This is a genomic window from Deinococcus metalli, assembly GCF_014201805.1.
In the GTDB taxonomy this organism is placed as follows: Bacteria; Deinococcota; Deinococci; order Deinococcales; family Deinococcaceae; genus Deinococcus; species Deinococcus metalli.
This window is the reverse complement of the sequence record NZ_JACHFK010000001.1, coordinates 520,543-545,871: the sequence shown is the minus strand read 5'-3', so window position 1 is coordinate 545,871 and position 25,329 is coordinate 520,543. Positions and strand designations below refer to the sequence as shown.

28 protein-coding genes are annotated in these 25,329 nt (G+C 69.8%); 13 read left to right on the top strand and 15 right to left on the bottom strand.

Going from position 1 to position 25,329, the window contains the following annotated elements:
* The first annotated feature begins 115 nt into the window (after positions 1–115).
* A complete protein-coding gene (locus HNQ07_RS02685; RefSeq protein WP_184109339.1) occupies positions 116–577 on the top strand; it encodes an Lrp/AsnC family transcriptional regulator in 462 nt (153 codons plus the stop codon).
* Positions 578–634: 57 nt separating this feature from the next.
* Here HNQ07_RS02685 and HNQ07_RS02680 read toward each other — a convergent pair whose 3' ends face one another.
* Positions 635–817: a hypothetical protein gene (locus tag HNQ07_RS02680; RefSeq protein WP_184109338.1), complete on the bottom strand. Its 183-nt coding sequence runs from the start codon at positions 815–817 to the stop codon at positions 635–637.
* Positions 818–962: 145 nt separating this feature from the next.
* Here HNQ07_RS02680 and HNQ07_RS02675 point away from each other — a divergent pair, with 145 nt between their 5' ends.
* Positions 963–1,607 carry a hypothetical protein gene (locus tag HNQ07_RS02675; RefSeq protein WP_184109337.1) on the top strand — a complete coding sequence of 215 codons (645 nt, stop codon included), beginning with the start codon at positions 963–965 and terminating at the stop codon, positions 1,605–1,607.
* A 25-nt stretch (positions 1,608–1,632) separates the two neighbouring features.
* On the top strand, positions 1,633–2,088 hold the full coding sequence (locus HNQ07_RS02670) for a DinB family protein (RefSeq protein ID WP_184109336.1): 456 nt from the start codon (positions 1,633–1,635) through the stop codon (positions 2,086–2,088).
* A gap of 50 nt (positions 2,089–2,138) precedes the next feature.
* On the opposite strand, the gene leuB is transcribed toward HNQ07_RS02670, so the two are convergent.
* Genes leuB through HNQ07_RS02645 form a run of 5 tightly spaced genes read right to left on the bottom strand, consistent with a single transcriptional unit; the run spans position 2,139 to position 6,920 of the window.
* Positions 2,139–3,197 (bottom strand): 3-isopropylmalate dehydrogenase, encoded by a 1,059-nt coding sequence (leuB, locus tag HNQ07_RS02665; protein WP_184109335.1) that lies wholly within the window; start codon positions 3,195–3,197, stop codon positions 2,139–2,141.
* The gene (locus tag HNQ07_RS02660) at positions 3,190–3,756 is read right to left on the bottom strand and encodes a 3-isopropylmalate dehydratase small subunit (protein ID WP_184109334.1); all 567 of its coding nucleotides are present in this window, start codon (positions 3,754–3,756) and stop codon (positions 3,190–3,192) included. Before HNQ07_RS02660 ends, leuB begins: the two co-directional genes overlap by 8 nt.
* 38 nt (positions 3,757–3,794) lie before the next feature.
* Positions 3,795–5,036 (bottom strand): hypothetical protein, encoded by a 1,242-nt coding sequence (locus HNQ07_RS02655; RefSeq protein WP_184109333.1) that lies wholly within the window; start codon positions 5,034–5,036, stop codon positions 3,795–3,797.
* Between the two features lie 2 nt (positions 5,037–5,038).
* Positions 5,039–5,629, bottom strand: coding sequence for a LysE family transporter (locus HNQ07_RS02650; RefSeq protein ID WP_229831775.1), 591 nt, complete (start codon positions 5,627–5,629; stop codon positions 5,039–5,041).
* Between the two features lie 10 nt (positions 5,630–5,639).
* Positions 5,640–6,920, bottom strand: coding sequence for a homoaconitate hydratase family protein (locus tag HNQ07_RS02645; RefSeq protein ID WP_184109332.1), 1,281 nt, complete (start codon positions 6,918–6,920; stop codon positions 5,640–5,642).
* Positions 6,921–7,182: 262 nt separating this feature from the next.
* Here HNQ07_RS02645 and HNQ07_RS02640 point away from each other — a divergent pair, with 262 nt between their 5' ends.
* Both HNQ07_RS02640 and HNQ07_RS02635 read left to right on the top strand, forming a co-directional pair.
* Entirely contained in the window at positions 7,183–8,148 is a 966-nt protein-coding gene (locus tag HNQ07_RS02640) for a hypothetical protein (RefSeq protein ID WP_184109331.1), read from the top strand.
* A gap of 95 nt (positions 8,149–8,243) precedes the next feature.
* The gene (locus HNQ07_RS02635) at positions 8,244–10,661 is read left to right on the top strand and encodes a hypothetical protein (protein WP_184109330.1); all 2,418 of its coding nucleotides are present in this window, start codon (positions 8,244–8,246) and stop codon (positions 10,659–10,661) included.
* 116 nt (positions 10,662–10,777) lie between these two features.
* Here the strand turns inward: HNQ07_RS02635 and HNQ07_RS02630 are convergent, their stop codons facing one another.
* Complete coding sequence (locus HNQ07_RS02630) at positions 10,778–11,122, bottom strand: hypothetical protein (RefSeq protein WP_184109329.1); 345 nt, start codon at positions 11,120–11,122, stop codon at positions 10,778–10,780.
* Positions 11,123–11,328: 206 nt separating this feature from the next.
* Here HNQ07_RS02630 and sdhC point away from each other — a divergent pair, with 206 nt between their 5' ends.
* From sdhC to HNQ07_RS02610, 4 genes are read left to right on the top strand one after another with little or no spacing between them, the layout of a single operon-like run.
* Positions 11,329–11,685: a succinate dehydrogenase, cytochrome b556 subunit gene (gene sdhC, locus HNQ07_RS02625; protein ID WP_184109328.1), complete on the top strand. Its 357-nt coding sequence runs from the start codon at positions 11,329–11,331 to the stop codon at positions 11,683–11,685.
* Positions 11,685–12,062 (top strand): succinate dehydrogenase hydrophobic membrane anchor subunit, encoded by a 378-nt coding sequence (locus tag HNQ07_RS02620; RefSeq protein ID WP_184109327.1) that lies wholly within the window; start codon positions 11,685–11,687, stop codon positions 12,060–12,062. The genes sdhC and HNQ07_RS02620 overlap by 1 nt, the downstream gene beginning before the upstream one ends.
* Positions 12,063–12,079: 17 nt before the next feature.
* Positions 12,080–13,831: a succinate dehydrogenase flavoprotein subunit gene (gene sdhA / locus HNQ07_RS02615; protein ID WP_184109326.1), complete on the top strand. Its 1,752-nt coding sequence runs from the start codon at positions 12,080–12,082 to the stop codon at positions 13,829–13,831.
* 29 nt (positions 13,832–13,860) lie between these two features.
* Positions 13,861–14,640: a succinate dehydrogenase iron-sulfur subunit gene (locus HNQ07_RS02610; RefSeq protein WP_184109325.1), complete on the top strand. Its 780-nt coding sequence runs from the start codon at positions 13,861–13,863 to the stop codon at positions 14,638–14,640.
* Positions 14,641–14,799: 159 nt separating this feature from the next.
* Here HNQ07_RS02610 and HNQ07_RS02605 read toward each other — a convergent pair whose 3' ends face one another.
* The 7 genes from HNQ07_RS02605 to HNQ07_RS02575 form a co-directional block, all read right to left on the bottom strand.
* Complete coding sequence (locus HNQ07_RS02605; RefSeq protein ID WP_184109324.1) at positions 14,800–15,309, bottom strand: hypothetical protein; 510 nt, start codon at positions 15,307–15,309, stop codon at positions 14,800–14,802.
* Positions 15,310–15,378: 69 nt separating this feature from the next.
* Positions 15,379–15,699 carry an antibiotic biosynthesis monooxygenase family protein gene (locus tag HNQ07_RS02600; RefSeq protein ID WP_184109323.1) on the bottom strand — a complete coding sequence of 107 codons (321 nt, stop codon included), beginning with the start codon at positions 15,697–15,699 and terminating at the stop codon, positions 15,379–15,381.
* Positions 15,696–16,250, bottom strand: a complete 555-nt coding sequence (locus HNQ07_RS02595) for a cyclin-dependent kinase inhibitor 3 family protein (RefSeq protein WP_229831776.1) — start codon at positions 16,248–16,250, stop codon at positions 15,696–15,698. Before HNQ07_RS02595 ends, HNQ07_RS02600 begins: the two co-directional genes overlap by 4 nt.
* Complete coding sequence (gene hemB, locus HNQ07_RS02590) at positions 16,247–17,245, bottom strand: porphobilinogen synthase (protein ID WP_184109322.1); 999 nt, start codon at positions 17,243–17,245, stop codon at positions 16,247–16,249. The genes HNQ07_RS02595 and hemB overlap by 4 nt, the downstream gene beginning before the upstream one ends.
* Positions 17,246–17,317: 72 nt before the next feature.
* Positions 17,318–17,635 carry a roadblock/LC7 domain-containing protein gene (locus HNQ07_RS02585; protein WP_184109835.1) on the bottom strand — a complete coding sequence of 106 codons (318 nt, stop codon included), beginning with the start codon at positions 17,633–17,635 and terminating at the stop codon, positions 17,318–17,320.
* Positions 17,635–17,973 carry a roadblock/LC7 domain-containing protein gene (locus HNQ07_RS02580; RefSeq protein ID WP_184109321.1) on the bottom strand — a complete coding sequence of 113 codons (339 nt, stop codon included), beginning with the start codon at positions 17,971–17,973 and terminating at the stop codon, positions 17,635–17,637. The genes HNQ07_RS02585 and HNQ07_RS02580 overlap by 1 nt, the downstream gene beginning before the upstream one ends.
* Positions 17,970–18,320: a roadblock/LC7 domain-containing protein gene (locus HNQ07_RS02575; RefSeq protein WP_184109320.1), complete on the bottom strand. Its 351-nt coding sequence runs from the start codon at positions 18,318–18,320 to the stop codon at positions 17,970–17,972. The genes HNQ07_RS02580 and HNQ07_RS02575 overlap by 4 nt, the downstream gene beginning before the upstream one ends.
* A 159-nt stretch (positions 18,321–18,479) precedes the next feature.
* Here HNQ07_RS02575 and HNQ07_RS02570 point away from each other — a divergent pair, with 159 nt between their 5' ends.
* From HNQ07_RS02570 to HNQ07_RS02555, 4 genes are all read left to right on the top strand, one after another.
* Entirely contained in the window at positions 18,480–19,145 is a 666-nt protein-coding gene (locus tag HNQ07_RS02570) for a Type 1 glutamine amidotransferase-like domain-containing protein (protein WP_184109319.1), read from the top strand.
* A gap of 326 nt (positions 19,146–19,471) precedes the next feature.
* The gene (gyrA, locus tag HNQ07_RS02565) at positions 19,472–21,907 is read left to right on the top strand and encodes a DNA gyrase subunit A (RefSeq protein WP_184109318.1); all 2,436 of its coding nucleotides are present in this window, start codon (positions 19,472–19,474) and stop codon (positions 21,905–21,907) included.
* 306 nt (positions 21,908–22,213) lie between these two features.
* A complete protein-coding gene (locus HNQ07_RS02560; protein ID WP_184109317.1) occupies positions 22,214–22,825 on the top strand; it encodes a helix-turn-helix domain-containing protein in 612 nt (203 codons plus the stop codon).
* 208 nt (positions 22,826–23,033) lie between these two features.
* Positions 23,034–24,392, top strand: a complete 1,359-nt coding sequence (locus HNQ07_RS02555; protein ID WP_184109316.1) for an FAD-dependent oxidoreductase — start codon at positions 23,034–23,036, stop codon at positions 24,390–24,392.
* A 64-nt stretch (positions 24,393–24,456) separates the two neighbouring features.
* Here the strand turns inward: HNQ07_RS02555 and HNQ07_RS02550 are convergent, their stop codons facing one another.
* Positions 24,457–25,263 carry an AAC(3) family N-acetyltransferase gene (locus HNQ07_RS02550; protein ID WP_184109315.1) on the bottom strand — a complete coding sequence of 269 codons (807 nt, stop codon included), beginning with the start codon at positions 25,261–25,263 and terminating at the stop codon, positions 24,457–24,459.
* Positions 25,264–25,329: the final 66 nt, after the last annotated feature.

The window sequence follows — 25,329 nt, the reverse complement described above, 5'->3', positions numbered from 1 at the left end:
TTTGCTAGGATGCGGTCGTGATGCGGCTCCCCCACTGCTCCGCTCCGTCACCCGCGGACGCTCCCCTGCTCCACGCCGCGCGGACGGCCCCCGAACGGTCTCCGGAGCACCCGGCGTGAGACAGACCGGCGGCAATCTCGATCCCCTCGACCACCGCATCCTGCAGGAACTCCAGACGGACTCCCGACTGAGCATGCGTGAACTCGGCCGCCGGGTGGGCCTGAGCGCGCCGGCCGTGACCGAACGCGTCCGGCGCCTGGAGGACGCGGGCGTGATCCTCGGCTACGGCATCCGCGTGGCGAGCAAGCCGCTGGGCCGCACCATCACCGCGTTCATCGGCGTGCAGGACTCGGGCCGCAACGACCCCACCCTGGTGCGCTGGGCCACCAAGCACGACGGCGTGCTGGAGTGCCACTCCGTGACCGGCGACAACTCCTGCATCCTCAAGGTCGCCGTGCCGGACGTGGGCGCGCTGGAGGCGATGCTGACGGACCTGATCGCCATGGGCTTCACCTGCGACACCAGCATCGTCCTGAGCACCCCGCTGGAGGGCAAGCTGCTGCTGCCGCCCAGATGACACAGGGTATGGGCCCAGATCGCCGTGCGTCTGGGCCCACCGGGATGCGGCGTGTCCTCAGTCGGAGAGCATCAGGCCCGTCACGGTCACGGAACCGGACCGGTCCGAGACCAGCAGCCCGGCCCGGTCGCTGACCAGGAAGCCGGCGCGGTCACTCAACATCAGGCCGGGGGCCGCGCTGGCGGTGCCGGCAGTCAGGAGGGCGAGGGCGATCAGGGCGGTCGTGGTCAGCTTCGTCATGGCGGTGGCTCCTGGGAAGGCCGGACGGGCGCGGCGCGCTGTGGACGTCCTGTCCTCGTGCCATGCACTGTAGACACCGGGTCATTCAAAACACAGGCTCCGTTTTGAGTGAGGCCGCACCCCACCTGTTACCCTGGGACCCACCGTGCTCGACCGCCTGATCATCGATGACCCCGACGTGATCGGGCTGCTGCTCGACCACCAGCGCACCCTGACCCTGCTGCCCTTTTTCCAGGCGCCGCACACCGTGGCAGACGCCGCCGCGCACCGGGGCCTGAAGGCCAACCAGATGGCGTACTGGGTCAGCCGCTACGTGCAGGCCGGCATCCTGGAGAGCGTCGGAGACGCGCCACCGCGGCGCGGCGTGCGCTCACGCGGCCAGCTCTACCGCGTGACCGCCGCCGAATTCGTGCTGCTGCCCGCCGGCGGCTACGCCGCCGAGGAGATCGTGGACCGCACCTACGGCCCCATGTGGGCGTCGCTGAAGGCAGCCATCGTGCATGACACGGACGAGGTCTCGTCGCGCTGGGCCATCCGCATCTGGCTGTACCAGGGCCGCCTCGTGACCCAGCAGGAACTCCCGGCCGACCTGATCGGTCAGGACATCCTGGTGCCAGAGGGCAATGCCCTGAACCTGTGGATGACCGGCCGCTTCGACACGGCGACCCTGGCCGAGCTGCGCGGCGAACTGGAGGACATCTTCCACCGCTACGCCAGCCGCATCATCCGCGACCGGCCGGAGCTGCCGCGCACGACGGTCCACCTCGCCGTGGCCCGCAAAGTGGACTGACGTGTGCCAGGCCGTATCGTGAACCATGCTGCGTGACCTCCAGGCCCTCTACGACCGCGATCTGCTGGCCCTGCACGGCGAACTGCGCGCCTACCCGGACGAGGCGTCGCTGTGGCGGGTGCAGGGCGACATCCTGAACCCGGCCGGGAACCTTGCGCTGCACCTGATCGGCAACCTGTCGCAGTTCGTCGGGGACGATCTGGGCGGCGTGCCATACGAGCGCGACCGCCCGGCCGAGTTCGCGCGGCGGGACGTGCCGAGGGCCGACCTGCTGGACGGCGTCGAGCGCGTCCGCGCGCTGGTCGGCAGCACGCTGTCGCGGCTGGACGAGGCCACGCTGGCCGCTCCGCACCCGCGCGCCCTGCCCGGCTTTCCCGAGGGCATGACGTCCGGGTACTTCCTGATCCACCTGCACGGGCACCTGACCTGGCACCTGGGCCAGGTCAACTACCACCGCCGGCTGACCGCCCCCTCCACGTGAACGGCGGCGGGGCAGAGGAGGTGATCTCCCCTGCCCCGCTGCGGCGCGCCTTACCCGACGGCGGGCGAAGTCTCCAGCGCGTCCATCACGGCGCGGGTGAAACTCTGCGTGTCGGCCGTGCCGCCCAGGTCGCGGGTCGGCTGGGCGCGCAGGGCCAGCGCGACCGCGCGGTCGATCTGGTTGGCGGCCTCCGGGCGCTTCAGGCCGTGGCGCAGCAGCATGCCCGCGCTCATGATCGCGGCGGCCGGGTTGGCGACGCCCTTGCCGGCGATGTCCGGCGCGCTGCCGTGGATCGGCTCGAACAGGCCCGCGCCGTCGCCCAGGGACGCGCTCGGCATCAGGCCCAGGCTGCCGGGAATCACCGCGGCGAGGTCGCTCAGGATGTCCCCGAAGAGGTTCTCGGTGACGATCACGTCGTACCGGCTGGGGTCCGACACGATCAGCATGGCGACCGAGTCCACGTACTCGTGGTTCAGGTGGATGCCCCGGTACTCGCGGTCACGCAGGGCGGTCACGTCCCGGCGCCACAGTTCGCTGACCTCCAGCACGTTGGCCTTGTCCACGCTGGTCACGCGGCCCTTGCGCTGCTCGGCCGCCCAGAACGCCACGCGCGCCACGCGCTCGACCTCCGGCGTGGTGTAGCGCATGGTGTTGTAGGCGGTCGCGCCGTCGATCTTGCGGTCGCCGTCGAAGTACACGCCGCCCAGCAGCTCGCGCACGATCAGGATATCCACGCCGCGTGCGAGGTCCGCCTTCAGCGGCGACAGGTGCTCCAGACCCGGCTGCACGCGCACCGGGCGCAGGTTCGCGTAGCAGCCCAGCGCCTTGCGCAGCGCGAGCAGGCCGCTTTCCGGCCGCAGCGGGCGCGGCAGCGTGTTCCACACACTGTCCTGCGCGCCGCCCACGGTGCCGAGCAGCACGGCGTCGGCGCCTTGCAGGGCGTCACGGGTGCGCTGCGGGAAGGGTTCACCGTACGTGTCGTAGGCGACGCCGCCGATGGCGTGCTCCTCGATCTGCACGTCCGGCGCGACCTCGCGCAGCACCTGCACGGCCGCCGCCGTGACCTCCGGGCCGATGCCGTCGCCAGGCAGCGTGACGACCTTAGGCATGCTGCTCCTCCTGGCCGGGGTGGCCGTGTCCGGCCTCGGTGCTCTGTGCGTTCAGCGTCTCGGCTTCCAGCGCGGCCTGGTCGTGGGCCTTCATGTACTCCAGCCACCCGCCGGCCTTCTGCACGTCCAGCGCGAACTGCGGCACCGGCACGAAGGTCAGGCTCTGCCCGGTGCGGGTGTTGGTGATGGTGCCGCCGCGCAGGTTGAGGTCGGCCGGATCGCCGTCCTGGAAGGCCTCGACGATGCCGTCACATTCCAGCGCGAGAAAGCCGTTGTTGATCGAGTTGCGGTAGTAGATGCGCGCGAAGTTCGGGGCGATGACGGCCGACACGCCCGCGCCGCGCAGCGCCCAGACGGCGTGCTCGCGGCTGCTGCCACAGCCGAAGTCGGCGCCGGCCACGATGATGTCGCCGGGCTGCACGCGCCGCACGAAGTCCTTGTCGTAGTCCTCCATGGCGTAACGGGCGAGTTCTGATTCGACGTCGGTGGTCAGGTGGCGCGCGGGGATGATCTCGTCGGTGTTGATGTGGTCACGGGCGAACACGTGCACGGTGGGCATGGGCACTCCTTGTGGGTAGAGGATGGCGGCGCTTCAGCTTAGTTCGTGGGCGGGCGGAAGGCCGCGAGTTCGGGCGGGGGCTCCTCGTCGTAGAGGTCGCGCCACGCCGCGCCGTCGAAGGTCACCTCGGATTCCATGAAGGTCTGCGACAGGGAATCGTCGTCCTCCAGCGCGTCGGTGGGAATGTCGAGCTTGACAGCCACCGGGACGGGCAGGGCCGCGCCCTCGGGGACGCGGAGTTCGTCGCCGTAGGTCTCGCCCAGCACGGCGGCGGTCCACGCAGCCCAGTGCTCCGGATCGCCGGCGCCGGTCGCGTCGCGCAGGTTGTCGGTCAGAGCGTCCACGCGCCCTTCAGGCACGGCCGCGTCCCCCCACTCCACACGGCCGTCGGCGTGCACCGTGACGGACACGGTGTCCATGTCGAACAGGTCCGCGAGTTCCGGGGGCAACCCGCCGGCGGACAGCGGGGAGTCGGCCGGGTCGTAGGTGATCCACTCCTCGCCGTCCAGCGTGTACGACGCGCCGGTGGCGAGCGCGAAGAACTCCACGCCCTGGCGGATGGCGAACACCCGGCTCAGGGGGGATTGCAGCGGCGCGGGCCGGCGCAGCTCGAACACCGTGCGCCGCGCCACGGGCACGCCCTCACCGCCGAGGTCGCGGTGGATGGCCGCCCAGTCCTCCGGAGTGCTGCCGTGCCACTCGCGCACGATCTCCTCGGTGGCGTCCAGCAGGTCGTCCGGCGGCTCCGGGTCGAGGTCGATGCGGCCCTCGAGCCAGTGCTCGGCGTGGATCTGGGCGATCACGTCGCCCTGGAGTTCGAACGCGGGGTTGTCCTGCACCCGCCGCAGGAACGCCTGCGGATCGCGGGGCGGCGTGGGCGACACCCACGTCACGCCGTCGTGCGAGTGCTGCTGCGTCCTCAGGCGCACGAAGCCGCCCTCGACCGGCAGCAGCACGTCGTCCGTCTCCGGCGCGCTGGAGCCGACCACAAGTTCCCCCGTAACGCGGCGGTGGGGCGCGACCGGGATCGCGTGCACGTCCTCGGCCGTCGCCAGCCGCGCCGGGACGTGCCCGGCCAGCACGTGGTGCGCGCGGTACTCGCTGGCCCACGCGTCGCCAGACAGCTGCGTGGCCTCCAACGTGGCGGTGATCATGCTCCGCAGGCGGGCGTCGTCCGGGCCGCTGAGCAGCGTGGCGTGGGCGCCCACGTCGAGCTGCGCCTCGAAGGGATGCACGGCGGGCATCAGGCCCAGGGCCTTGCGGCGTTTGGCGTCTCCCATCCCTACTCCCGGCTGGCGAGCAGCAGCCCGCCGAAGCCCAGCATCAGGCTGCCCGCCACGCGGTCCACACCCCGCCGGGCGCGCAGGTACGCGCTCTGCATGCGGGCGGTGGACATGCCGGTGGCGACCAGCGTGAACCACGCCACGCTGAGCAGCACGATGACGGCGAAGGCGGCGATCTTCAGCGGCGCGTCCGCGTGGGCGCCGAGCACCCCGGAGAACACGCTCCCGAAGAACACCGCCGCCTTGGGATTGGCGATGTTCGTCAGGAACCCCGCCCGCAGCGCGTGCAGGTCGCCGGCCGGCGCGCCCACCGGGGCGTGCGCGGCGTGCCCCGGCGTGAGGCTGGAGCGCCACAGGCTGTAGCCCATCCACAGCAGGTACACGCCGCCCGCGACCTTGATCACGCCGTGCACCCACGGGAACGCCTGGAACAGCAGGCCGATGCCCAGCACCACGCCCAGGCCCGCCAGCAGCGCGGCGCGCCGGGTGCGGGCCAGCGCCGTCTGGCTGACGAGCAGCACGTCCGGGCCGGGCACGACCAGCACCACCACGTGCAGTGCGGCCACGGCCAACAGGAGTTTCAGGTCCATGTCACGCTCCTCAGTCGGCGGCTTCGTCGTTGTAGGCGCGCGGGTCGCTGATGAACCCAGCGACGGCGCTGGCCGCCACGGTGGCCGGGCTGGCGAGGTAGATCTGCGCGCTGGGGTCGCCCATGCGGCCCACGAAGTTGCGGTTGGAACTGGAGATGCACACGTCGTCCGGCCCCAGCACGCCCGAGTGCATGCCCAGGCACGCGCCGCACGACGGATACGACACGCTGGCCCCGGCCTCCACGAAGACCTCCATCAGGCCCTCGGCCGCGGCCTGCTTCCAGATGAGCTGGGTGGCGGGCACGATGATCATCTGCACGCCGTCGGCGACCTTGCGGCCGCGCAGGATGCGCGCCACGTCACGCAGGTCGCTGATGCGCCCGTTGGTGCACGACCCCACGTAGGCGTGCGTGACGGCGATCCTGTCACTGCCGGCCACGCGCCCGTTGCTGGGGATGTGTGGGTACGCCACCGTGGGTTCCACCGTGGAGGCGTCAATGTCCACGACCACCTTGAAGGCCGCGTCGGCGTCCGAGTGGTACTCGGTGTACTGGTCGGGCGACACGCCGCGGTCCTGCATGTACGCCCGCGTCGTGTCGTCCACCGCGACGATGCCGGTCTTGCCGCCCGCCTCGATGGCCATGTTCGTAAGGGTGAAGCGGCCCTCCATGTCCAGCGCGTCGATGTAGTCGCCGACCCACTCCATGACCATGTAGTTCGCGCCGTCGGCTCCGATGCGCTTGATGACCTCCAGCACGATGTCCTTGGGGGTCACGCCGGGCTGGGTGCGGCCACTCACGCGGATCAGCATGGTCTCAGGCACCTTGAACCACACGCGGCCCGCGTAGATCGCGCCGGCGAGGTCGGTCGAGCCGACGCCGGTAGCGAAGGCGCCCAGCGCGCCCGCGTTGCAGGTGTGCGAGTCGCCGCTCACCAGCGTCTGGCCGGGCTTCATCAGGCCGGTATTTTCCAGCACCACGTGCGCGATGCCGCCGCGGCCCACGTCGTAGAAGTGCTTGATGCCCTTCTCGTGCACCCATGACTTGAGCTTCTGGTACATCTTGGCGGCCTTGATGTTCATGGCCGGAACGCTGTGGTCGGGGACCGCCACGATCTGGTCCGGGTTGAACACCTGGTCCATGCCGCGTTCCTCGAGCATGCGCAGCGCGGCGGGGGTGGTGATCTCGTGGCACAGCACCCAGTCGGTCGCGCACTCGATCAGCTGTCCCGGCACCACGTGGTCGTGCCCGCTGTGGGCGGCCAGGATCTTCTCGGCAATCGTCATTCCCATGGTTTCATTCCTCCCGCGCCCGGCGCGCAAAACGCCCCCGTCCTCGCACTGGCGACGGGGGCGAACAGTGAACGCTCGCGGTGCGCGCTCAACGCCCCCAACGAAGAAGAAGCCCCGTGTGGGTGCCTCCGGTCCGGTGAACGCTGAACATGCCCGGAGTGTAGCGCGCGGCCGGCGGCGTGGTCACCCGGCGGGTTATACGGGATGCGGGGCCGGGCCGTCCTCAGGCAGCGTCAGGAACGCGGCGCTAGAGTAGAGGGCCATGACCCGCCTCGCCCCTGCCCTCGCCGCCGTTGCCCTGAGCGCCGCCCTGGCCGGGTGCACCACCACCACGCCGCCCACCGTGCCCACCCTGACCCTGCAGGGCACCGCGACCGGCGTGTCGTTCCCGGACTCGGTCGTGTACCTCGCCAGCGGGGACGAGACCAACCTCGACTATGCCGGCACCCTGAGCGCACCGGACACCTTCCGGCTGACGGCGACGACCGCCCCAAGCGCCGCGACCGCGTTCGACCTGCTGACCGTGCCCAGCGGCTGCACGGTGAGCGGCCCGGCCCAGGCGCACCCGCGGGTGCACTTCTACGACCGACTGGTCGTCCACAGTCCCCAGGGCGATCCGCTGGGCTCGATCCGCGAGGTGATCAAGAGCGGCAACACGCTGTCCTTCAGCCGGGTGGCGAGGGTGTACAGCGACCGGGCCGCCGTGGTCAAGGCGACCATCTCCTGCGGCCCGGCCGCGCAGGTGAACTTCGACCTGACCGTCGTGAAGGGCTGGAACGCCCTGGAATACGCGGTCGGATCAAACTCCGTGACCATGAAGACGCTGGGCAAGGTCACGACCGCCTTCGAGGCGGAGCAGAACCTGCCGTATCTCTCGGTGGTGTTCGCGCCCTCCACGCTGACCTTCACGTCGAACACGACCTTCCAGGTGAACGCGACCTTCTACCAGGAGGGCGGGATCGGCGGCGAGTACAACCTGGAGCTGGACACGCCCGGCCTGAGCGTGGAGCCGGCCCGGGTCTCGGTGCCGGGACTGGCCGTGCTGGGCACGCGGCCCGGCGCCGCGCTGGGCCGGCTGGGCCTGGGCGCACAGTCGCTGACGACCACCCTGACCTTCACGTACACCGGCACGCAGAGCGGCAAGCGGCCCTTCGTGATGACCCTCTCGGACGACTACGGGCAGCAGGCGGGCCGCGGCGACGGTGTGCTGGACGTGCAGCGGCCCTGAGCCGTCCGGCCCGGGCTTGGGATTGACTTCATGCTTGCCCGTCCAGGGCACGTGAGACTTGCGCGGAGCGCCGGGTCTCCTACCATGGAGCATTCATGCTCCGCCGCCCCGCCCTCGTGCTGCTGGCCGCACTGACGGCCTGTACGCCCGCGCCGACCCCGCCACCGCGCGGCACGGTGGTCGACGCCGCCAAGATCGCGGGCACCATCGCGGCCGCGTCGTTTCCGAATGGCCGGGCGCAGCTGGCCCGAGACGGCACGCTGTCGGCAGCCAACATGGGCACGGTGGTCAGTCCCGCCACGCTCGAGCTGACCCTGGGCACACCCCCTGATGACGCCACGCTCATAACCCTGCCGCCTGCGCCGGACAGCGGCTGCACCTTCAACGGCGCTGCGCCCGACCCGGCGGTGCGCGTGAGCGTGTGGGACACAGTCGCCCTGCAGAGCGCGGGCGGCGATGCGCTGGGCACCGTGACCGAGGTACTGGCCGACGGCCAGCCCAGCGCGGGCCAGGACGTGGTGCGCGTGTACAGCGACCGGGCGGCCAGCGTCCGCGGCACCGTGGCCTGCCCGGACCGCGCCCCACTGGCCTTCGACGTGACGCTCCGGGCCGGATGGAATGCCGTGCTCCGCGGGAATGGCAGCGGCGTCCTCTCGACCCTGCCTCCCGCCGCCCGCAGCGAGCTGTACGGCACCGTCGCCACGCCCGCCGTGACGCTGAGCCTGGGCGGCGACGGCCTGCACTTCCCCACCGCCGAGGCCGTCACGGTGCCCGCCACCTTCGGGCAGGTGGGCGGGTACAGCGGCCGCGTGCACCTCAGCACCGACGCGCCGGGCCTGAGCGTTCAGCCTGGCACCGTGTCGCTGCCCCCCCTGGTCCTGAGCGGCGGGCCGGCGGCGCTGCGGGCCCAGCAGATCACCACCCACCTGACTTTCACCTACGCACCCAGCACCAACGTCACCCGGGCCGTGACCGTGTTCGTGAAGGACGACGCGGGGCGCGAGGTGGGCCGCGCCACGACCAGCCTCGAGGTCACCCGGCCCGGTTTTGCGCTGTCCACCCGGCTGTCCGAGGTGCCGCTCCTCCGCGCGTCCAGCGTGCAGGTGCCCGTGTGCGTGTCGGGTAACGGCGACTACAGCGGCCCAGTCACCCTGAGCGCCACCGGCCTGCCCGCCGGCGTGACCGTCACGCCGGTCACGGTGCAGCTCGGCGCGTTCACCTGCGGCCTGGTCGTCCTCACGGGCGACGCCACGCTGCGCGGCGGCACCCACGACCTCACCCTCACCGCCGACGGGGGCGGCTACCGGGCCCGGCTTGCGCTCACCCTCACCACGCTCGGCCCCGGCGTCACGCTGGCGGTGGCCGAGCCGGTCGCCACGCTCTACCAGGGATCGGAGGCCGCCGTGACGGTCCGCGTCACCGCGGCGTACGGCTTCCAGGGCGCCACGACCCTCACCCTGTCCGGCCTCCCCGACGGCGTGAGCGCGGCTCCGGTCACCGTCAGCGCGCGCGGCTCGGCCACCGCCACCTTCAGCGTGCGCGCCACGGCTGGCGCCCGGCTGGGCGTGTTCCCCGTGACGGTCAGCGGGCCGGACGTTGTGCACGGCGGCCCGGACAGCACCATGACGCTGCGGGTCCGTCCCCCGCGTGTGGGCATTTCGGACGGCCGTCTGCTCACCGCGACCTCCGGCGGCGTGTGGCAGCTCACCGGGGCCACCGGCACCAGCAGCACCCTCACGCGCGCCGGCGTGGGTGGCAGCGCCCTCGCGGTGACGGTGCCGGGCCGCGCCGCACGGCTGGTCGGGTTGGCCGGCGGCGTCATCGCCGTGACCGACGGTGCCGCGCCGGCCGCCCTCCGCATCCGCGACGACGGCACTGTCACGGCCCTGCCCGCGCCGGCCCTCGTGCCCACGGATGACCTGGCCGACGGGACGGACACGGCCGGACGCGTGTGGTTCACGCGCACCCCGGCGGGCGGCGCTCCTCAGATCTGCACGTGGACGCCCGAGACCGGCGAAATCCGGGTCGTGGACGACAGCAGCGTCACCAGCACGTACGGCGCCCGCGTGACCCTGAGCCCGGACCACCGCACGGTGCTGGTCGTGCCCCGGTACGCCGGCGTGGCCCTGACCGTCGCGACCGGCACGGGCGCCGTCAGCACGTCGGCGCTGGCGGGCGGCTTCAGCACCGCCGCGCTGTCCAGCAGCGGCGACGTGTGGTTCGCCGGATACACCACGCTGACCCGCGTGTCCGCCGCCGGCACGGCCGCGTTCACCAACGTCCCCACCGGGGAACTCATCGGCTTCGACGCCGCGCAGCCGACGGTGCTGTGGGGCCACGACGCCGCCAGCGTGTACCGCATCGACACGGCCACCGGCACGTCCGTGCCCATCCAGCTGTCGGACACCTCGGCCCTGCGCGCCGCCCTCAACCCGGACGGCGGCGTGTACGTGGTGGCCTACGACGCCGGTCCCGCCGGCACCGTCCGGTCCTCTCTGACGCTGGTGCGCTGACCCCACGACGCGGGCCGCGTCCGCCAGGACGCTCCGTCACGTCCGGCCCGGTGTCACCCGCGCCGTGGACACGCGGCCGCTCCCGTCGAGCTGGCCCTCCCCTTCCCCCGCCGACATCACTCCATGGTCATGTCGATGACCGGCACGGTCTCCTTCCCCGCGGCCGGGTCCAGCGCGGGAGTGGACTGGCGCTTGACGTCCGGAATGGCAATGGGCGTGCTGCGATCCATGCCCAGGGGCTGGCCGTCGGGGGTGGCCCAGCGGGTGCCGGGCGCGGCCGGGCCGGCGCGGCGGGGGGCAGGAGCGGGCGCGCTGGCCTGCCGGGCCGCCCGGATGATCGATTCGACCTCGCCGGAACTCAGCAGGCCCTTGGTCTCCAGGGTGCTGAGGATACCGAGCACCATCTTGCGGGTGAAGTCCGCTTCCTGCGGGTCGTCCTTCCTGGGGGGCTGGGGGGGCATGCGTGCAGGGTAGCGCGTGCGGGACCCTGCCCCCCGGCCGGTGACAGCGGACGGCCCCGCACAGCCGGGTGAACGGTGACGGTGTGCGTCCGGGCCGGTGTTATTCTGGGCGGGTCTGACAGCGCGGCGTGCCCGCTCATGGCACACCCGCCCGCCCCGCCGGGGCCCATGTATGGCCGGGCGGACGTTCAAGGAGGTCTGAGGAAATGTACCGAGGGAGAGAGGGGCAGTGGGCATTCCTGCTTCACCGTTTGTCCGGACTGGCGATCCTGCTGTACCTGCTGCTGCATGTGTTCAGCATCGGGTCGTTCATCTTCGGGGAACGGTTTTACATGGCGATCCACACCACCTACGATCTGTGGCCGTTCCGGATCGGTCTGGTGTTCGTGACGGCCGGCGTGGTGTACCACGCGTTCAACGGCCTGCGGATCATCGTGATGGACTTCACCGGAGCGGGCGTGGCGTACCAGCGGCAGATGTGGTACGCGGTGCTGCTGATCAGCGCCGCGTCGTTCGTGTACGCGCTGCTGACGCTGTGGCCGCGCATGGTCGGGGGGTACTGATGATCCGCGCGAGGACCTTCACGGACGCCCGGCAGCAGGCGCACAGCAACGCGGAGCTGAACTGGTGGGTGTTCATGCGGATCAGCGGCCTGATCCTGGTGTTCCTGATCCTGGGGCACGTGTACATGACCTTCATCCAGGTGAGCGAGTCCGACGCGACCTTCGACGCCGTGGTCGGCAAGCTGGCCAACCCGGCGTGGAAGTTCTATGACTGGCTGATCCTGAGCCTGGCGCTGCTGCACGGCGCGAACGGCGCGCGGTACTCCATCGAGGACTACGTGCGTTCGCGGCCGACCCGCGCGTGGGTCAAGGGCCTGTTCTACACCGTGGTGGCGCTGCTCTTCGCGTTCGGCACCATCGGGCTCTTCTCAATTTAAAGGTAAAGGCGAAATCCATGCATCATCGCTATGACGTGCTGGTTGTGGGGGCGGGTGGAGCGGGCCTGATGGCCGCGCTGTATGCCGCCAAGGGCAACGTGTCGGTCGCGTGTATCAGCAAGCTGTACCCGACCCGGTCGCACACGGGCGCCGCGCAGGGCGGGATCGGCGCGGCCCTCGGCAACGTGGCCGAGGACCACTGGGAATGGCATATGTTCGACACCGTCAAGGGCGGCGACTACCTGACGGATCAGGACGCCGCCGAGGTGTTCGCCAAGGACATCATTGACGCGGTGTACGAGCTGGAGCACATGGGTCTGCCGTTCTCGCGCACGCCCGAGGGCAAGATCGCGCAGCGCAAGTTCGGCGGCCACACCCGTGACTTTGGCAAGGCGGCGGTGGAGCGCTCGTGCTACGCCAAAGACCGCACCGGGCACATGATCCTCCAGACGCTGTACCAGCAGAACGTGAAGGAAGGCACCACCTTCTACAACGAGTTCCACGTGACGGACCTGATCATTGAGGACGGCCGCTGCCGCGGACTGGTCGCGTACGATCTGGCGACCGGAGAACTGCACACCTTCCACGCCAAGGCCGTGATCCTCGCGGCGGGCGGCTATGGCCGGATCTTCAAGATCACGTCCAACGCCCTGACGCTCACGGGCGACCTGATGAGCATCTACTACCGCAAGGGCCTGCCGCTGGAGGACATGGAGTTCTACCAGTTCCACCCGACCGGGCTGGCCAAGCTGGGGATTCTGGTCACCGAGGGCATCCGCGGCGAGGGCGGCATCCTGCGCAACAAGGACGGCGAGCGTTTCATGGAACGCTACGCGCCGACCATCAAGGACCTCGCGCCGCGCGACATCGTGTCGCGCTCCATGATCACCGAGATCCGCGAGGGCCGCGGCGTGGGCCGGGACGGCGACGCCATCTACATCGACCTGACGCACCTGCCGCGCGAGGTGATCGAGGGCAAGCTGGCCGAGATCACCGACCTGGCCAGGACGTACCTGGGCCAGGACCCGGTCAAGGACCTCGTGATGGTGCAGCCGACCGCTCACTACGCGATGGGCGGCATTCCCACGGACCTCAACGGCCTGTGCTTGAGCGACGGCAGCGGCGGCACCGTGGAGGGCCTGTACGCGGCCGGCGAGCAGGCCTGCGTGAGCCTGCACGGCGCCAACCGTCTGGGTACCAACAGCCTGGGCGACCTCGTGGTGTTCGGCCGCCGCGCCGGGATCGCCGCCGCGGCGTACGCCAAGCAGGTGGAACTCCCCGAGATACCCGAGCACGCCGAGCGCGCCACCGAGGACATGTTCGACCGGCTGCGCAACGCGAGCGGCAAGGACAACGCCGCCGCGATCCGCAAGGCGCTGCAGGAATCGATGATGAACAACGTCGGGATCTTCCGCAACGGCCCGGACATGGAACAGCAGGTCGGGATCGTGCAGGAACTCAAGGCCCGCTACGCGAACGTCAGCGTGAGCGACCCGGCCCGGCGCTACAACAGTGAGCTGATCGAGGCGATGGAACTGGGCTTCATGCTTGACTGTGCCGAGGCCATGACCTCCAGCGCCCTGAACCGCACCGAGTCGCGCGGCGCGCACGACCGCGCCGACTTCCACGAACGCGACGACGTGAACTGGCTCAAGCACACCATGGCCTACAAGGATCTGGATCGGCCTGGCAACGTGATCATCGGCTACAAGCCGGTATCCCTGAAGGGATTCACGCGGGCCTTCGAACCCAAGCCGCGCGTGTACTGAGAGCGGCGCACGCACCCGAAAGGACGACCATGACGCAGACCACTGCCCCCAGCACCACGACCGGCGCGGGGCCCACCGCGGCCCCGGTCGGCGTGACCCTGCTGAACCTGAAAGTCAAGATCCTGCGCTTCGACCCGGAGCGCGACAAGAAGGCCCACTGGGTCACCTACAACGTCGAGGCCCAGCCGGGCGACCGCGTGGTGGACGTGATCAACGAGATCAAGTGGTACCAGGAGCCGGGGCTGACGTTCCGCCGCTCGTGCCTGCACGGCATCTGCGGCTCCGACGCCATGCTGATCAACGGCCGCAACCGCCTGGCGTGCAAGACCCTGGTGCGCGACGTGGCGAAGGACGGCGGCACTATCTCGGTCGAGCCGATCCGCGGCCTGAAGGTCGAGAAGGATCTGCTGGTCGACATGGAACCGTTCTTCGACGCGTACCGGGCGATCATGCCGTACTTCATCAACGAGTCGCCCGCTCCGGCCGCCGAACGCATCCAGTCCGAGGCCGAGGCCGACCTGATGGCGCACTCCAGCAACTGCATCCTGTGCGCGTGCTGCACCACGTCATGCCCGATCTTCTGGGTGAACGGCTCGTACCTGGGTCCGGCCGCCATCGTGCAGGCGCACCGCTTCATCTTCGACTCGCGCGACGAGGCGACGCAGCAGCGGCTGAACATCATGAACCAGAACACCGGCGTGTGGCGTTGCCGCACCGCGTACAACTGCACGGAGGCGTGCCCGCGCGACATCCCGATCACGCAGCTGATCGAGGAAGTCAAGCGCGCCGTGATGTTCCAGCAGGCGTAAGCGAGAGCCAGGACAGCAGAAGGACGCGGAGGGCAGCGCTCCCTCCGCGTCCTTCGTTGATGGGTGCTGGCAGTCAGACAGCCGCAGCATCCAGCCGAATTCCAGCGAATGCCCGTCTAATGGGCTCCGGGAACACTCCGGAATACGTCTGAATCGGGCTCAGAACTGCATGGCGTACTTGGTGCCGTCGTTGCCGGTGCAGTCGCCGATGCCGTGCTCGGTCTCGTCCACGGTCAGGGTGCAGGTGAGGGTCAGGACGGGCGTGCCGGTCGTGCGGGCGATCAGGTTGCCAATGCGGGCAACCGGCGGACGGTGCGCATCGGGGCTGTCGAGCCGCGTGCCGATGCCGACCATGCCGTTCGTGAACGCGCTGCTGCTGGCTCCGAAGCCGACACTCAATCCCCAGCCGGCCGGCAGGGGATTGCCGGCACCGCTGCCGTCCACGATGGCCGTGCGTCCGGTGTACGTCTGACCGCCGATGGTGATGGTGGCATTGTCCGGCGCGAAGGGATCACCCACGCGGGGGCGCAGGCTGCCGGAGACGAACGTGACGGTACCCTCGGTACCCGTCACGGAGTTCACGATCCGGCCCTGGCGCGGCCCAGTCACGGTGGGCGCGCACGAGGCGAGGAGGGCAGCGGCCAGCACGGTCAGGGCGGCGTGTTTCATGGTCCACTCAGTGTAGACGCGGGTCCTGACCCGGCCGTGAACCGGCGGCCACTCCTCTGGAGCGCGCGTTCATGTGGCGCGGGGGGCGGTGCTGGTCACGACCTCGTGGATTTCCAGGACGTTCGGGCCGCTGTACGCCTCGCGCGGCAGGGTGCCGCTGCGGGCATGGCCCTGGCGGAAGGCGTCGCTCTGCGTCCACGCGTCGAAGGCCTCGCGGCTGTCCCAGACCGTCAGGACGACGAAGGGCTCGCCGTCCTTCACCGGCCGCAGCACCATGTTGGACACGAAACCCGGCATGGTGTCCACCATCCCGGCGCGCTCCCGGAAGCGCTGCTCGAAGGCGTCATGGTACTCGGGCTTGACGTAGATACGGTTGGCGACGGTGATCATGCGTGACCTCCCTGCGGCACGACGTCCGCGAAGTCGTGGACGAAGCGTTCCTGCTCGCGGGTCTCGATGGCGTTCGGGCTGCGCGTCTGCCGTACCAGGGCGATGGCGTCTTCCGGCGTCAGACCCGCCTGCACCAGCAGACACGCGGCGGTCAGCCCCGCGCGGCCCAGGCCACCACGGCAGTGCACGACCACGGAGTGCCCGTCGAGCAGCACCGTCATGAGGTCGTCGAGGTAGCCCGTGAAGGCGGCCACGTCACGCGGCACGCTGCCGTCCGGAATCGGACAGGGCACGACGGTGAGGCCGTGCGCGTCGGCGGCCGCGTGGTAGCCGTCCATTCCCAGCAAATCGAACTCGAAATCCTCGATCAGCGGGGAGATCACCTGCGCACCGCCCTGCGCCAGCGTCCGCATGTCCTCGTGCACGTCGCGGGCATGGGTGACACCCGGCTGGTACACGCTCACGCCCTTCTTGCCGGGCGCGAAGGTCAGGCCCAGGCGCCCGGGCCACAGGCCGGTGGGAATCCAGTCCACGCGGATCGGAGCGTTCACGCGCGCTCCTGAAGCCAGCGGGCCGCGTCCATGGCGTGGTAGGTGATGATCGCGTCGGCGCCGGCGCGGCGCATGCCGGTCAGGGTCTCCAGCACCGTGCGGCGCTCATCCATGAAGCCCGCCTGCGCGGCGGCCTTGATCAGCGCGTACTCGCCGCTCACGTTGTACGCCACGACCGGCAGGTCGAACTCGCGCTTGAGCAGGCTCAGCACGTCCAGGTACGCCAGGGCGGGCTTGACCATCAGCGTGTCGGCGCCCTGTTCGGCGTCCAGGCGGGCCTCGCGCAGGGCCTCGCGGTAGCCACCGGCGGGGTCCATCTGGTACGTGGCGCGGTTGCCCACGCTGGGCGTGGAGCCGGCGGCGTCGCGGAAGGGGCCGTAGTACGCGCTGGCATACTTCACGGCGTAGCTCATGACCGGCACGTGCCCGTACCCCGCGTCGTCCAGCGCGGCGCGGATCGCGCCCACCTGCCCGTCCAGCATGGCGCTCGGGGCGACCACGTCCGCCCCGGCGGCGGCCTGCGACACGGCGGTGCGCGCCAGCAGGTCCAGACTGGGATCGTTATCCACGGTCCACGCGTCGGCCCCGGTCTGGCCGGGCACGCCGCACAGCACGCCGCAGTGCCCGTGGTCCGTGTACTCGCACAGACAGGTGTCGGCCACCACACTGATGCCCGGCACGGCGTCCTTGATGGCGCGGGCGGCGCGCTGCACGATGCCGTCCTCGGCGTACGCACCGCTGCCGTGCGCGTCCTTGTGGTCGGGAATGCCGAACAGGATCACGCTGGGGATGCCCAGGGCCAGCGCCTCGCGCGCCTGGGCCACCGCCCCGGCCACCGAGTGGCGGCTCACACCGGGCATGGTGGCGATGGCCTGCTCATCCTCGCGCTCGTGCACGAAGATGGGGTGGATGAACTGCGAGGGGTGCAGGTGCACCTCGCGGGTGAGGGCCCGCAGGGCGGGCGTGCGGCGCAGACGGCGGGGGCGATCCAGCATGCGTCCACCCTAGCGCCGAACGGCGGGCGGGTCGGTGACGCCCGTCCGGATCACGGCGGGGCCGGACCGCCCTCAGGGATTGATCAGGCGGCGGACCGCGAAGCGCACCCGGCCCAGGCTGGTCACGTCGTCGAAGGCGGTCAGCAGGATCTGCGGTCCGAAGGGTGTAAGCAGCACCGGGCCGCCGTCCACGTCGAGCAGCAGTTCGTTCCACTCGGTGGCGCCCAGGCTCGACTGCAGGCTGCCGATCACGGCCTTGCCGGCCGCGATCAGGCCCAGTTCGCGTTTCAGGAACGCGGGCTCGAGCCCGGCGGAACTCACGACCGAGCCGCTCAGGTCGATCAGCAGGACGTGCTTCATGCCGCGCACGGCCATCAGCGTGTCCATCATCACGTGTCGGCCCTCGGCAGCGCCGTGAGTTCCAGGGCCAGGCGGGCCAGGGCCTGCTGCGCGCTGCGGGTGTCCTGCCCGCGCGTGAGGGCCACGCCGATCACGTGGTTGGCGCTGGAGACGGCCACGACCTCCACACGCTCGCTGGTGAAGGCCAGGCGCGTGACGTCGCCCGCCCCCAGACGGCGCGTGACGCGGTCGAAGGTGGCGCGCAGCGAGGCGAGTTCGGCGGCCAGCGCGTCCCCGCCCTCCCCCTGGGACTCGGTGGGCAGACCGTCCGGGCCGACCAGGGCGGCGGCGACCACGCCGGGCAGGCCCTGCAGGGCGTCGATGATCACAGCATGGCTCCCAGTTTGCGGGCAGCGTCCCGGCCGTACAGCCGCGCCTGCCCGAGGTTGCTGCGGCCGTCCAGCGCCAGCAGCAGGTAATACTCGGTCTTGATGGGGTGCAGGTACACGCTCAGGCGCTCGCCCCGCAGGTACAGCTCACGGGTCTGTCCGCCGCCGAGCGTGTGGGCGTAGGACGTGGTCGCGGCGCGCAGCAGGCCGGCGTGTTCCGCGACCAGCAGGCCCAGGTCGGCGCTGCCGGCGCTGTGGCCCTCGATCAGCAGGCCGTCCAGACCGCCGATCGCGGCGGCCCACGCGCCGTCCACGTCACTTACGAGTTGCGTCAGTTCGGCAAGCATCGCCCGCCATGATAGGCACGGCGCTGTTGCACGGACCTGACAAGGCGGAGCGGCCCGAATCGTGGAGGACGCCTTCCCGGGCGCTACTCTGTTACCAGCGTATCCATAACAGCCATTACGCACAGGACACAACCAGAGGCTACACCGAGGAGGAGCATCATGAACTTTCTACTGACGTCCGCCGGCATCAGGAACCCCAGCATCCACGGCGCGCTGGTGGATCTGCTGGACAAACCGGTCACTGAAGCCACTGCCCTGTGCATTCCCACGGCGGTCCTCCCCTTTCCGGGCGGGCCGACCCTGGCCTACCGGTTCATCACCGGCGCGACCGACAACCCCATGTGCGAGCTGGGGTGGAAGTCGCTGGGCGTGCTGGACCTCACGGCGCTGCCCAGCATCCGCAGGGAGTCCTGGGTCGCGGCCGTGCAGGAGGCCGACGCGCTGCTGGTGCAGGGCGGAGACGTGTGGTACCTGTCCCGCTGGATGCGCGAGTCCGGGCTGGCCGACCTCCTGCCGTCGCTGCGAAGCACCGTGTACGTGGGCATCAGCGCCGGCAGCATGGTCACCGCCCCCGTATTTGGCGAGACGTACGACGATCCGCACGCGCCGTACGTGATCGACCAGGGCCTGGGCCTCGTCGATTTCGCGCTGCTTCCGCATCTGGACCACGCGGACCATCCAGAGAGCACCACGTCGAAGGTGGCCAGGATGGCAGCCGAGGTGCCGGTGCCGACATACGGCATCGACGACCAGACGGCGATCAAGGTCCGGGATGGCCACGTCGAGGTCGTATCCGAGGGCACCTGGAAGGTTTTTGCGCCGTAAGGTCACGCGGCGCGCCGGGTTGTGACTGGACGGGCGACGGCTCGCGATCCCACCGGGTCCATACCGCCCCCAGTACCTGCCGCTCTGCCCTGCGGAAAGAGTGATTCCGGGTGGCGCGGGCACGTCCGGGACGCGGTGGGCAACACGCGGGAGTTTCCGGTGTAGTCGGGCATTCTGGGCTATACTGGGGCCATTGAGGATGCGGATTCTGTTACGCTGCTAGCATAATAGTGTGATAGAATCTCGTCACCCCCGGAACGTCCGGGCCTCTGCATTCCCTGCCGTGGCTGACCACTTCGTCCGCTGCGGCCCCTGACTGGAGCCACATGACTGGAATTCATCCCGTTGACATCACCAGCGAAGTCAAGACCAATTTCATCAACTACGCCATGAACGTGATCGTGGACCGCGCGCTGCCGGACGTGCGCGACGGTCTCAAGCCCGTGCAGCGGCGGATCATGTACGCCATGCTGCTCGAGGGCCTGTACGCCAACCAGAAGCACGCCAAGTCGGCGTCGGTGGTCGGCGAGGTCATGAAGAAGTACCACCCGCACGGCGACAGCAGCATCTACGACGCGATGGTGCGCCTGGGCCAGTGGTGGAACATGCGCTACCCGATGGTCCACCCGCAGGGGAACTTCGGCTCCATCGACGGCGATCCGCCCGCCGCCATGCGCTACACCGAGGCGCGCATGACCAAGGTCGCCGAGGAAGTCCTGGCCGATCTGGAAAAGGAAACGGTCGACCTCAAGCCCAACTACGACGAGACGACCGAGGAACCCACGGTGCTGCCCTCGGCGGTGCCGAACCTGCTGATCAACGGTGCGTCGGGCATCGCCGTGGGCATGGCGACGAACATCCCGCCCCACAACCTGACCGAGATCTGCAACGGCCTGCTCGCGCTGATCGACAACCCGAATCTGGGCCTCGACGGCATGATGGAGCACGTGAAGGGCCCGGACTTCCCGACCGGCGGGCGCATCTCGCAGGCGGGCATCCGTGAAGCCTACGCGACCGGCCACGGCGGCCTGAAGGTGCGCGGCAAGGCCCGCATCGAGGAGAAGAACGGCCGCAACCAGATCATCGTCAGCGAGATCCCGTATCAGGTGAACAAGACCAACCTGATCCAGACGATCTCGGCGATGTACAAGGCCGGCAAGATCCCTGACATCTCGGCCCTGCGCGACGAGTCCGACCGCAAGGACCCGGTGCGGATCGTGATCGAACTCAAGCGCGGCGCGATTCCCACCCTGGTCCTGAACCAGCTGTACAAGTACACGCAGCTCCAGGGCACCTTCACGATCATCAACCTCAGCATCGTCAACGGTGAGCCGCGCGTGCTGCCGCTGGTCGATACCATGCGCTACTTCCTGGATCACCGCCGCGACGTGGTCACGCGCCGCACGCGCTACGACCTGCGCAAGGCCGAGGAACGCGCCCACGTGCTGGAGGGGCTGCTCAAGGCGCTCGACCACATCGACGAGGTCATCTCGCTGATCCGAGCGAGCAACACCGGCGCCGAGGCCCGTGACTCGCTGATGGCGCGCTTCGGACTCTCCGAGATCCAGTCGCAGGCGATCCTGGACATGCGGCTCCAGCGGCTGGTCGGCCTGGAACGCGAGAAGCTCCAGAGCGAGTACGACGAACTGCAGAAGACCATTGCCTTCCTGCGCTCGATCCTGGGCGACGAGGGCCTGCTGTGGAAGGAGATCAAGAAGGAGATCCGCGCGATCCGCGACAATTACGGCGACGAGCGGCGCAGCACGATCACCCTGCTGGAAGACGACATCAGCAAGGAAGACCTGATCGCGGTCGAGGACATGGTCATCACCATGACCAAGGCCGGGTACCTCAAGCGCACGAACCTGGACGCCTACCGTGCCCAGAGCCGGGGCGGACGCGGATCGAGCGGCGGCAAGCTGCGCGAGGAGGACGTGAACACCCGCGTGTTCGTGGGCAGCACCCACGATTTCCTGCTGTTCTTCACCGACAAGGGCCGCGTGTTCCACGAGAAGATCTACGACCTGCCGGAAGCGGGCCGGGACGCCAAGGGCACGCATATCCGCAACCTGCTGCCCAGCCTGCGCGAGGACGAGAACATCGCGTCGGTGCTGAGCGTGAAGGGCTTCGAGGAAACGGGCTGCTTCATCTTCGCCACCAGGAGCGGCGTGGTGAAAAAGACCCTGATCACCGACTACGGCAACATCACGTCGGCAGGTCTGATCGCCATCAACCTTCAGCCCGGCGACGAGCTGATCAGCGTCGGGATCGTGCAGGACGGCGATCACGTGGTACTGGCGACCCGCAACGGCAAGGCCATGCGCTTCGAGTCGAGCGAGGTGCGTGACACCGGCCGCGCCACCCAGGGCGTGATCGGCATCCGCCTGCGCGAGGGCGAGCAGGACGCCGTGGTCAGCATGGCCCTGGTGCCCGGCGGCGACGAGCAGAGCGAGCTGCTGGCCGTCAGCGAATGCGGCCTGGGCAAGCGCACTCCGGTCGGGGACTACCCGGCCAAGGGCCGCGGCGGCATGGGCGTGATCACGCTGGACGTGACCGAGAAGACCGGGAAGCTCGTGACGCTCGCCCGCGTGGCCGGCGACGAGGAACTGATGGTGCTGACCGAAAAAGGCACCGTGATCCGCACCCGCGTGGAGGAGGTCCGCGTCACGGGCCGCAACGCGCAGGGCGTGAAGGTGATCAACATCGCGGACAAGGACTCCGTGATCAGCGCCTTCCCGATCCGCCGCGAGGATCAGGTCTAACCCCGCACCAGCCCACAGGGTGCCCGGTGCGCGTGCGGCCGGGCACCCTGTCCGTTCAGGGCGGACGGAGCCATGAGGTCGGGGTGAGATGGCGGGCAAGAGACCGGCCGCGAGTTTAGCCGTGGTTGTCGGGGTCGATGAGGCCATGCCTATCTGCACGTTGTGTGGGCTCAATGATGATTAAAGAAACAAAATTGTTTACAAAAAAGTGATTCTCGGTTACACTGTGAGCAGGTCGGGAAAGGTCGCTGCATCACCCTCCCCGCCCCCCTTTCCCACTCCATTCCGCCCAAGGAGGCGACCGCAATGACCCAGACATCCAACACCGCGCGTACCTACGTCGATACCGTGACCTACCGCCCCGGCGCCGTCATCCTCTACCCCGGCAAGAGCGACATGCTCTACCGCGTGTCCTCCGGCCTGATCCGTGTCCACACCATGGACGACGACGGCAACGGCCTGACCCTGCGCTATGTCAAGCCGGGCGAATACTTCGGCGAGGAAGCCCTGGCCGGCGTGAACCGCGCGTACTTCGCCGAGGCCGTCACGGATTCCAGCGTGGACGTGATCAACCCCGCCCTGATGACCGCCGAGGACAACCTCGTGGTCACCACGCACCTCGTGCGCACGCTGGAACGTGCCTACGAGAGCATCTACCGCCTGGTGGGCAAGCGCCTGCGCGCCCGGATCGCCGGCGAGCTGCTGGAGCTCAAGGACACCGCCCTGGCCACCCAGCTCGACTCCGGCGAGACGATGATCTATGCCACCCACGACGAACTCGCCGCGGCCGTCGGCTCGGTGCGCGAGACCGTCACGAAGGTCGTGGGCGAGCTGTCCCGCGAGGGTGTGATCAGCGCCGGCTACGGCAAGATCACCCTGAAGAACGAGGCGGCCCTCGGCGAGATCGCTGCCGCGTAATCCAGCGCTCCTTCCACCGCCGCCCGGGCCACGTGCCGGGCGGCGGTGTTCTTGTGGCTCGGCCGTGACCCGTCTAGGTGGGGCTGACCCCGCAAATGCGCGTTCCAGCCGACGCTGCCACCCTCCGGCCGAGGTGTTTCCGTCCATGTGACACCAACCCGGCCGCGTTGGCATTCACACCCTCACCCCCGCCCACTAGACTCGCCGCATGAGCCTTCCCTACACCCCAGACCGTCCCCTGCGCGTCGCCGTGATCGGCAGCGGCCCCAGCGGCGTGTTCGCCACCGAGGCCCTCCTGAAGTCCGACCTGAGCGTGGAGGTGGATGTCTACGACCGACTGCCCACGCCCTACGGCCTGGTGCGCTACGGCGTGGCGCCGGACCACCTCACCATCAAGAGCGTGACGCGCGGCTTCGAGAAGACGCTGTCCGATCCGCGCGTGCGCTTCCTGGGCAACGTGGAGTTCGGCCGTGACCTGACCCATGAGGACGCCCGGTCGCTGTACGACGCCGTGGTGTACACCGTCGGGGCGAGCAGCGACCGCCGCCTCGGCATTCCCGGCGAGGACCTGCGCGGCTCCATGAGCGCCACCGAGTTCGTCGCGTGGTACAACGGCCACCCCGACGCCGCGACCCGCGACCTGACCCTGGAGGCGACCGGCGTGGCCGTGATCGGCGTGGGCAACGTGGCGCTGGACGTCAGCCGGATCCTGGTCAAGACGGTGGCGGAACTGCGCGAGTCGGACATCGCCGCGCACGCGCTGCCGGTGCTGGAGCGCAGCGCCGTGAAGGACGTGTGGGTGCTGGGCCGCCGCGGCGCCGCGCAGGCGAAGTTCACCACCAAGGAACTGCGCGAGTTCGGGGAACTGGAGGGCGCCGAGCCCGTCGTGAAGCCCGCCGAGGTGCAGGTGGACGAGGCGGCCGAGACCGCCATCACCGACAACACCGTGAAGAAGAATCTGGATGTGCTGCGAGACTTCGCCGTCCGTACGCCGGAAGGCAAGGACCGCCGCATCCACCTGCGTTTCCTGGTCTCTCCGGTCGAGATCGTGGACGACGGGCACGGCAACGTGGGCGGCCTGAAAATCGAGCGCAACACCCTGGACGAGGGCGGCAACGCGGTGGGCACCGGCGAGTTCGAGGTTCTGCCGGTGCAACTGGTGCTGCGGTCGGTGGGCTACAAGGGCGTGGAGTTGCCGGGCGTGCCCTTCGACGCGCGCCGGGGTGTGATTCCCAACACGGAGGGCCGGGTGGACGGCCGCCCCGGCGAGTACACCGCCGGGTGGATCAAGCGCGGCCCCAGCGGCGTGATCGGCACGAACCGCAAGGACGCCACCGACACCGTCGCGCACCTGCTGGCCGACGCGCGCTCCGGTGCGCTGCCCGCCGCCGCCCGGCCCGCCCGCGCGGACGTGGACGCCCTGCTGGCGTCACGCGGCGTGGACGTCTATTCCTTCCACGACTGGCAGGTGCTCGACGCGCACGAGCTGGCGCAGGGGCAGGCGCAGGGCCGCCCCCGCCACAAGGTCGTGCACCGCGCCGAGATGCTCACGCACCGCAAGGGCTGAGGACGGCAGGGAGCAGGCGGAGGGGCCAGGTCGGCTCCCTCCGCCCGCTCTCTGCCGCTCCGCCCTACAGTCCGGCGTGCGGGCGGGGCGTGAGCCCGCGCTGGCGCACCATGCCGCGCACCTCCTGGCAGCGGCAGCCGCGGTACGTGCACAGCAGTCCTTCGGGGTGGCGGGTCAGGAACGCCACGGTGGTGTCCACCAGCGCGCGCACCGGGTACAGGTGCAGGTCAGACGACCCGACCCTCACCGATCGGTACTGGCCCTCGAGTTCCGGGGCGAGGTTCTCGAAATCCGCCGAGCAGTTCGGAAACGCGGTCGGCAGCACGCCCTGCGGCGTGTGCACGTAGCGCGTCAGCAGCGGCATGCCTGCCAGGTGCTCGCCGTAGTGGATGGACGTGTTGCTGCCGTGGTCCACGCCCATCAGCAGGGCGTAGCCGTCCAGGTCGTACAGCGCGCCCACGGGCCGGTACGGGCTGTCGAGGCTCTGCGCGGCCGTGATGTCGGCGGCCCGCTCGCCCAGCGCGATGAAGCTCAGGGTGGGGTGCGCCGAGCGCAGGGCGTCGGCCCGCTCGACCATCTCCTGCGGCACGCGGCCGATGTCGCGGCTGACCCTCATGTCGCGGTGGAAGCGCGCCGAGGACAGCGACGTGGGACGCGTGAGCAGCGTGGAGTACGTGAAGGCCGGCGCGACCAGCGTGGCGGTGCTGGCGAGCAGCGCGTCTACCGCGCCGCGGGCGCCGCCTTCCAGCGTTCCGAAGGACTTCAGGCTGGCGTGGACCATGACATGCTGCGTGCCGTCGAGCCCCAGGTCCGCCAGTCCCCGCTCCAGGTCGGCGGGCGTGACGGCGGGTTTGCGCAGCAGGTTCAGCACGCTCTGTAGTGTACCGGAGGAGCGCCCTGGGCGGTCACGGGCAGTCCCGGCTGTCCGGCCACGGGA

Coding starts and splice junctions, on each gene's coding strand:
- HNQ07_RS02680 (WP_184109338.1), bottom strand. CDS start 817: ATGACGAAGCTGACCACGACCGCCCTGATCGCCCTCGCCCTCCTGACT.
- HNQ07_RS02670 (WP_184109336.1), top strand. CDS start 1,633: ATGCTGCGTGACCTCCAGGCCCTCTACGACCGCGATCTGCTGGCCCTG.
- leuB (WP_184109335.1), bottom strand. CDS start 3,197: ATGCCTAAGGTCGTCACGCTGCCTGGCGACGGCATCGGCCCGGAGGTC.
- HNQ07_RS02660 (WP_184109334.1), bottom strand. CDS start 3,756: ATGCCCACCGTGCACGTGTTCGCCCGTGACCACATCAACACCGACGAG.
- HNQ07_RS02655 (WP_184109333.1), bottom strand. CDS start 5,036: ATGGGAGACGCCAAACGCCGCAAGGCCCTGGGCCTGATGCCCGCCGTG.
- HNQ07_RS02650 (WP_229831775.1), bottom strand. CDS start 5,629: ATGGACCTGAAACTCCTGTTGGCCGTGGCCGCACTGCACGTGGTGGTG.
- HNQ07_RS02645 (WP_184109332.1), bottom strand. CDS start 6,920: ATGGGAATGACGATTGCCGAGAAGATCCTGGCCGCCCACAGCGGGCAC.
- HNQ07_RS02640 (WP_184109331.1), top strand. CDS start 7,183: ATGACCCGCCTCGCCCCTGCCCTCGCCGCCGTTGCCCTGAGCGCCGCC.
- HNQ07_RS02635 (WP_184109330.1), top strand. CDS start 8,244: ATGCTCCGCCGCCCCGCCCTCGTGCTGCTGGCCGCACTGACGGCCTGT.
- HNQ07_RS02630 (WP_184109329.1), bottom strand. CDS start 11,122: ATGCCCCCCCAGCCCCCCAGGAAGGACGACCCGCAGGAAGCGGACTTC.
- sdhC (WP_184109328.1), top strand. CDS start 11,329: ATGTACCGAGGGAGAGAGGGGCAGTGGGCATTCCTGCTTCACCGTTTG.
- HNQ07_RS02620 (WP_184109327.1), top strand. CDS start 11,685: ATGATCCGCGCGAGGACCTTCACGGACGCCCGGCAGCAGGCGCACAGC.
- sdhA (WP_184109326.1), top strand. CDS start 12,080: ATGCATCATCGCTATGACGTGCTGGTTGTGGGGGCGGGTGGAGCGGGC.
- HNQ07_RS02610 (WP_184109325.1), top strand. CDS start 13,861: ATGACGCAGACCACTGCCCCCAGCACCACGACCGGCGCGGGGCCCACC.
- HNQ07_RS02605 (WP_184109324.1), bottom strand. CDS start 15,309: ATGAAACACGCCGCCCTGACCGTGCTGGCCGCTGCCCTCCTCGCCTCG.
- HNQ07_RS02600 (WP_184109323.1), bottom strand. CDS start 15,699: ATGATCACCGTCGCCAACCGTATCTACGTCAAGCCCGAGTACCATGAC.
- hemB (WP_184109322.1), bottom strand. CDS start 17,245: ATGCTGGATCGCCCCCGCCGTCTGCGCCGCACGCCCGCCCTGCGGGCC.
- HNQ07_RS02585 (WP_184109835.1), bottom strand. CDS start 17,635: ATGATGGACACGCTGATGGCCGTGCGCGGCATGAAGCACGTCCTGCTG.
- HNQ07_RS02575 (WP_184109320.1), bottom strand. CDS start 18,320: ATGCTTGCCGAACTGACGCAACTCGTAAGTGACGTGGACGGCGCGTGG.
- HNQ07_RS02570 (WP_184109319.1), top strand. CDS start 18,480: ATGAACTTTCTACTGACGTCCGCCGGCATCAGGAACCCCAGCATCCAC.
- gyrA (WP_184109318.1), top strand. CDS start 19,472: ATGACTGGAATTCATCCCGTTGACATCACCAGCGAAGTCAAGACCAAT.
- HNQ07_RS02560 (WP_184109317.1), top strand. CDS start 22,214: ATGACCCAGACATCCAACACCGCGCGTACCTACGTCGATACCGTGACC.
- HNQ07_RS02555 (WP_184109316.1), top strand. CDS start 23,034: ATGAGCCTTCCCTACACCCCAGACCGTCCCCTGCGCGTCGCCGTGATC.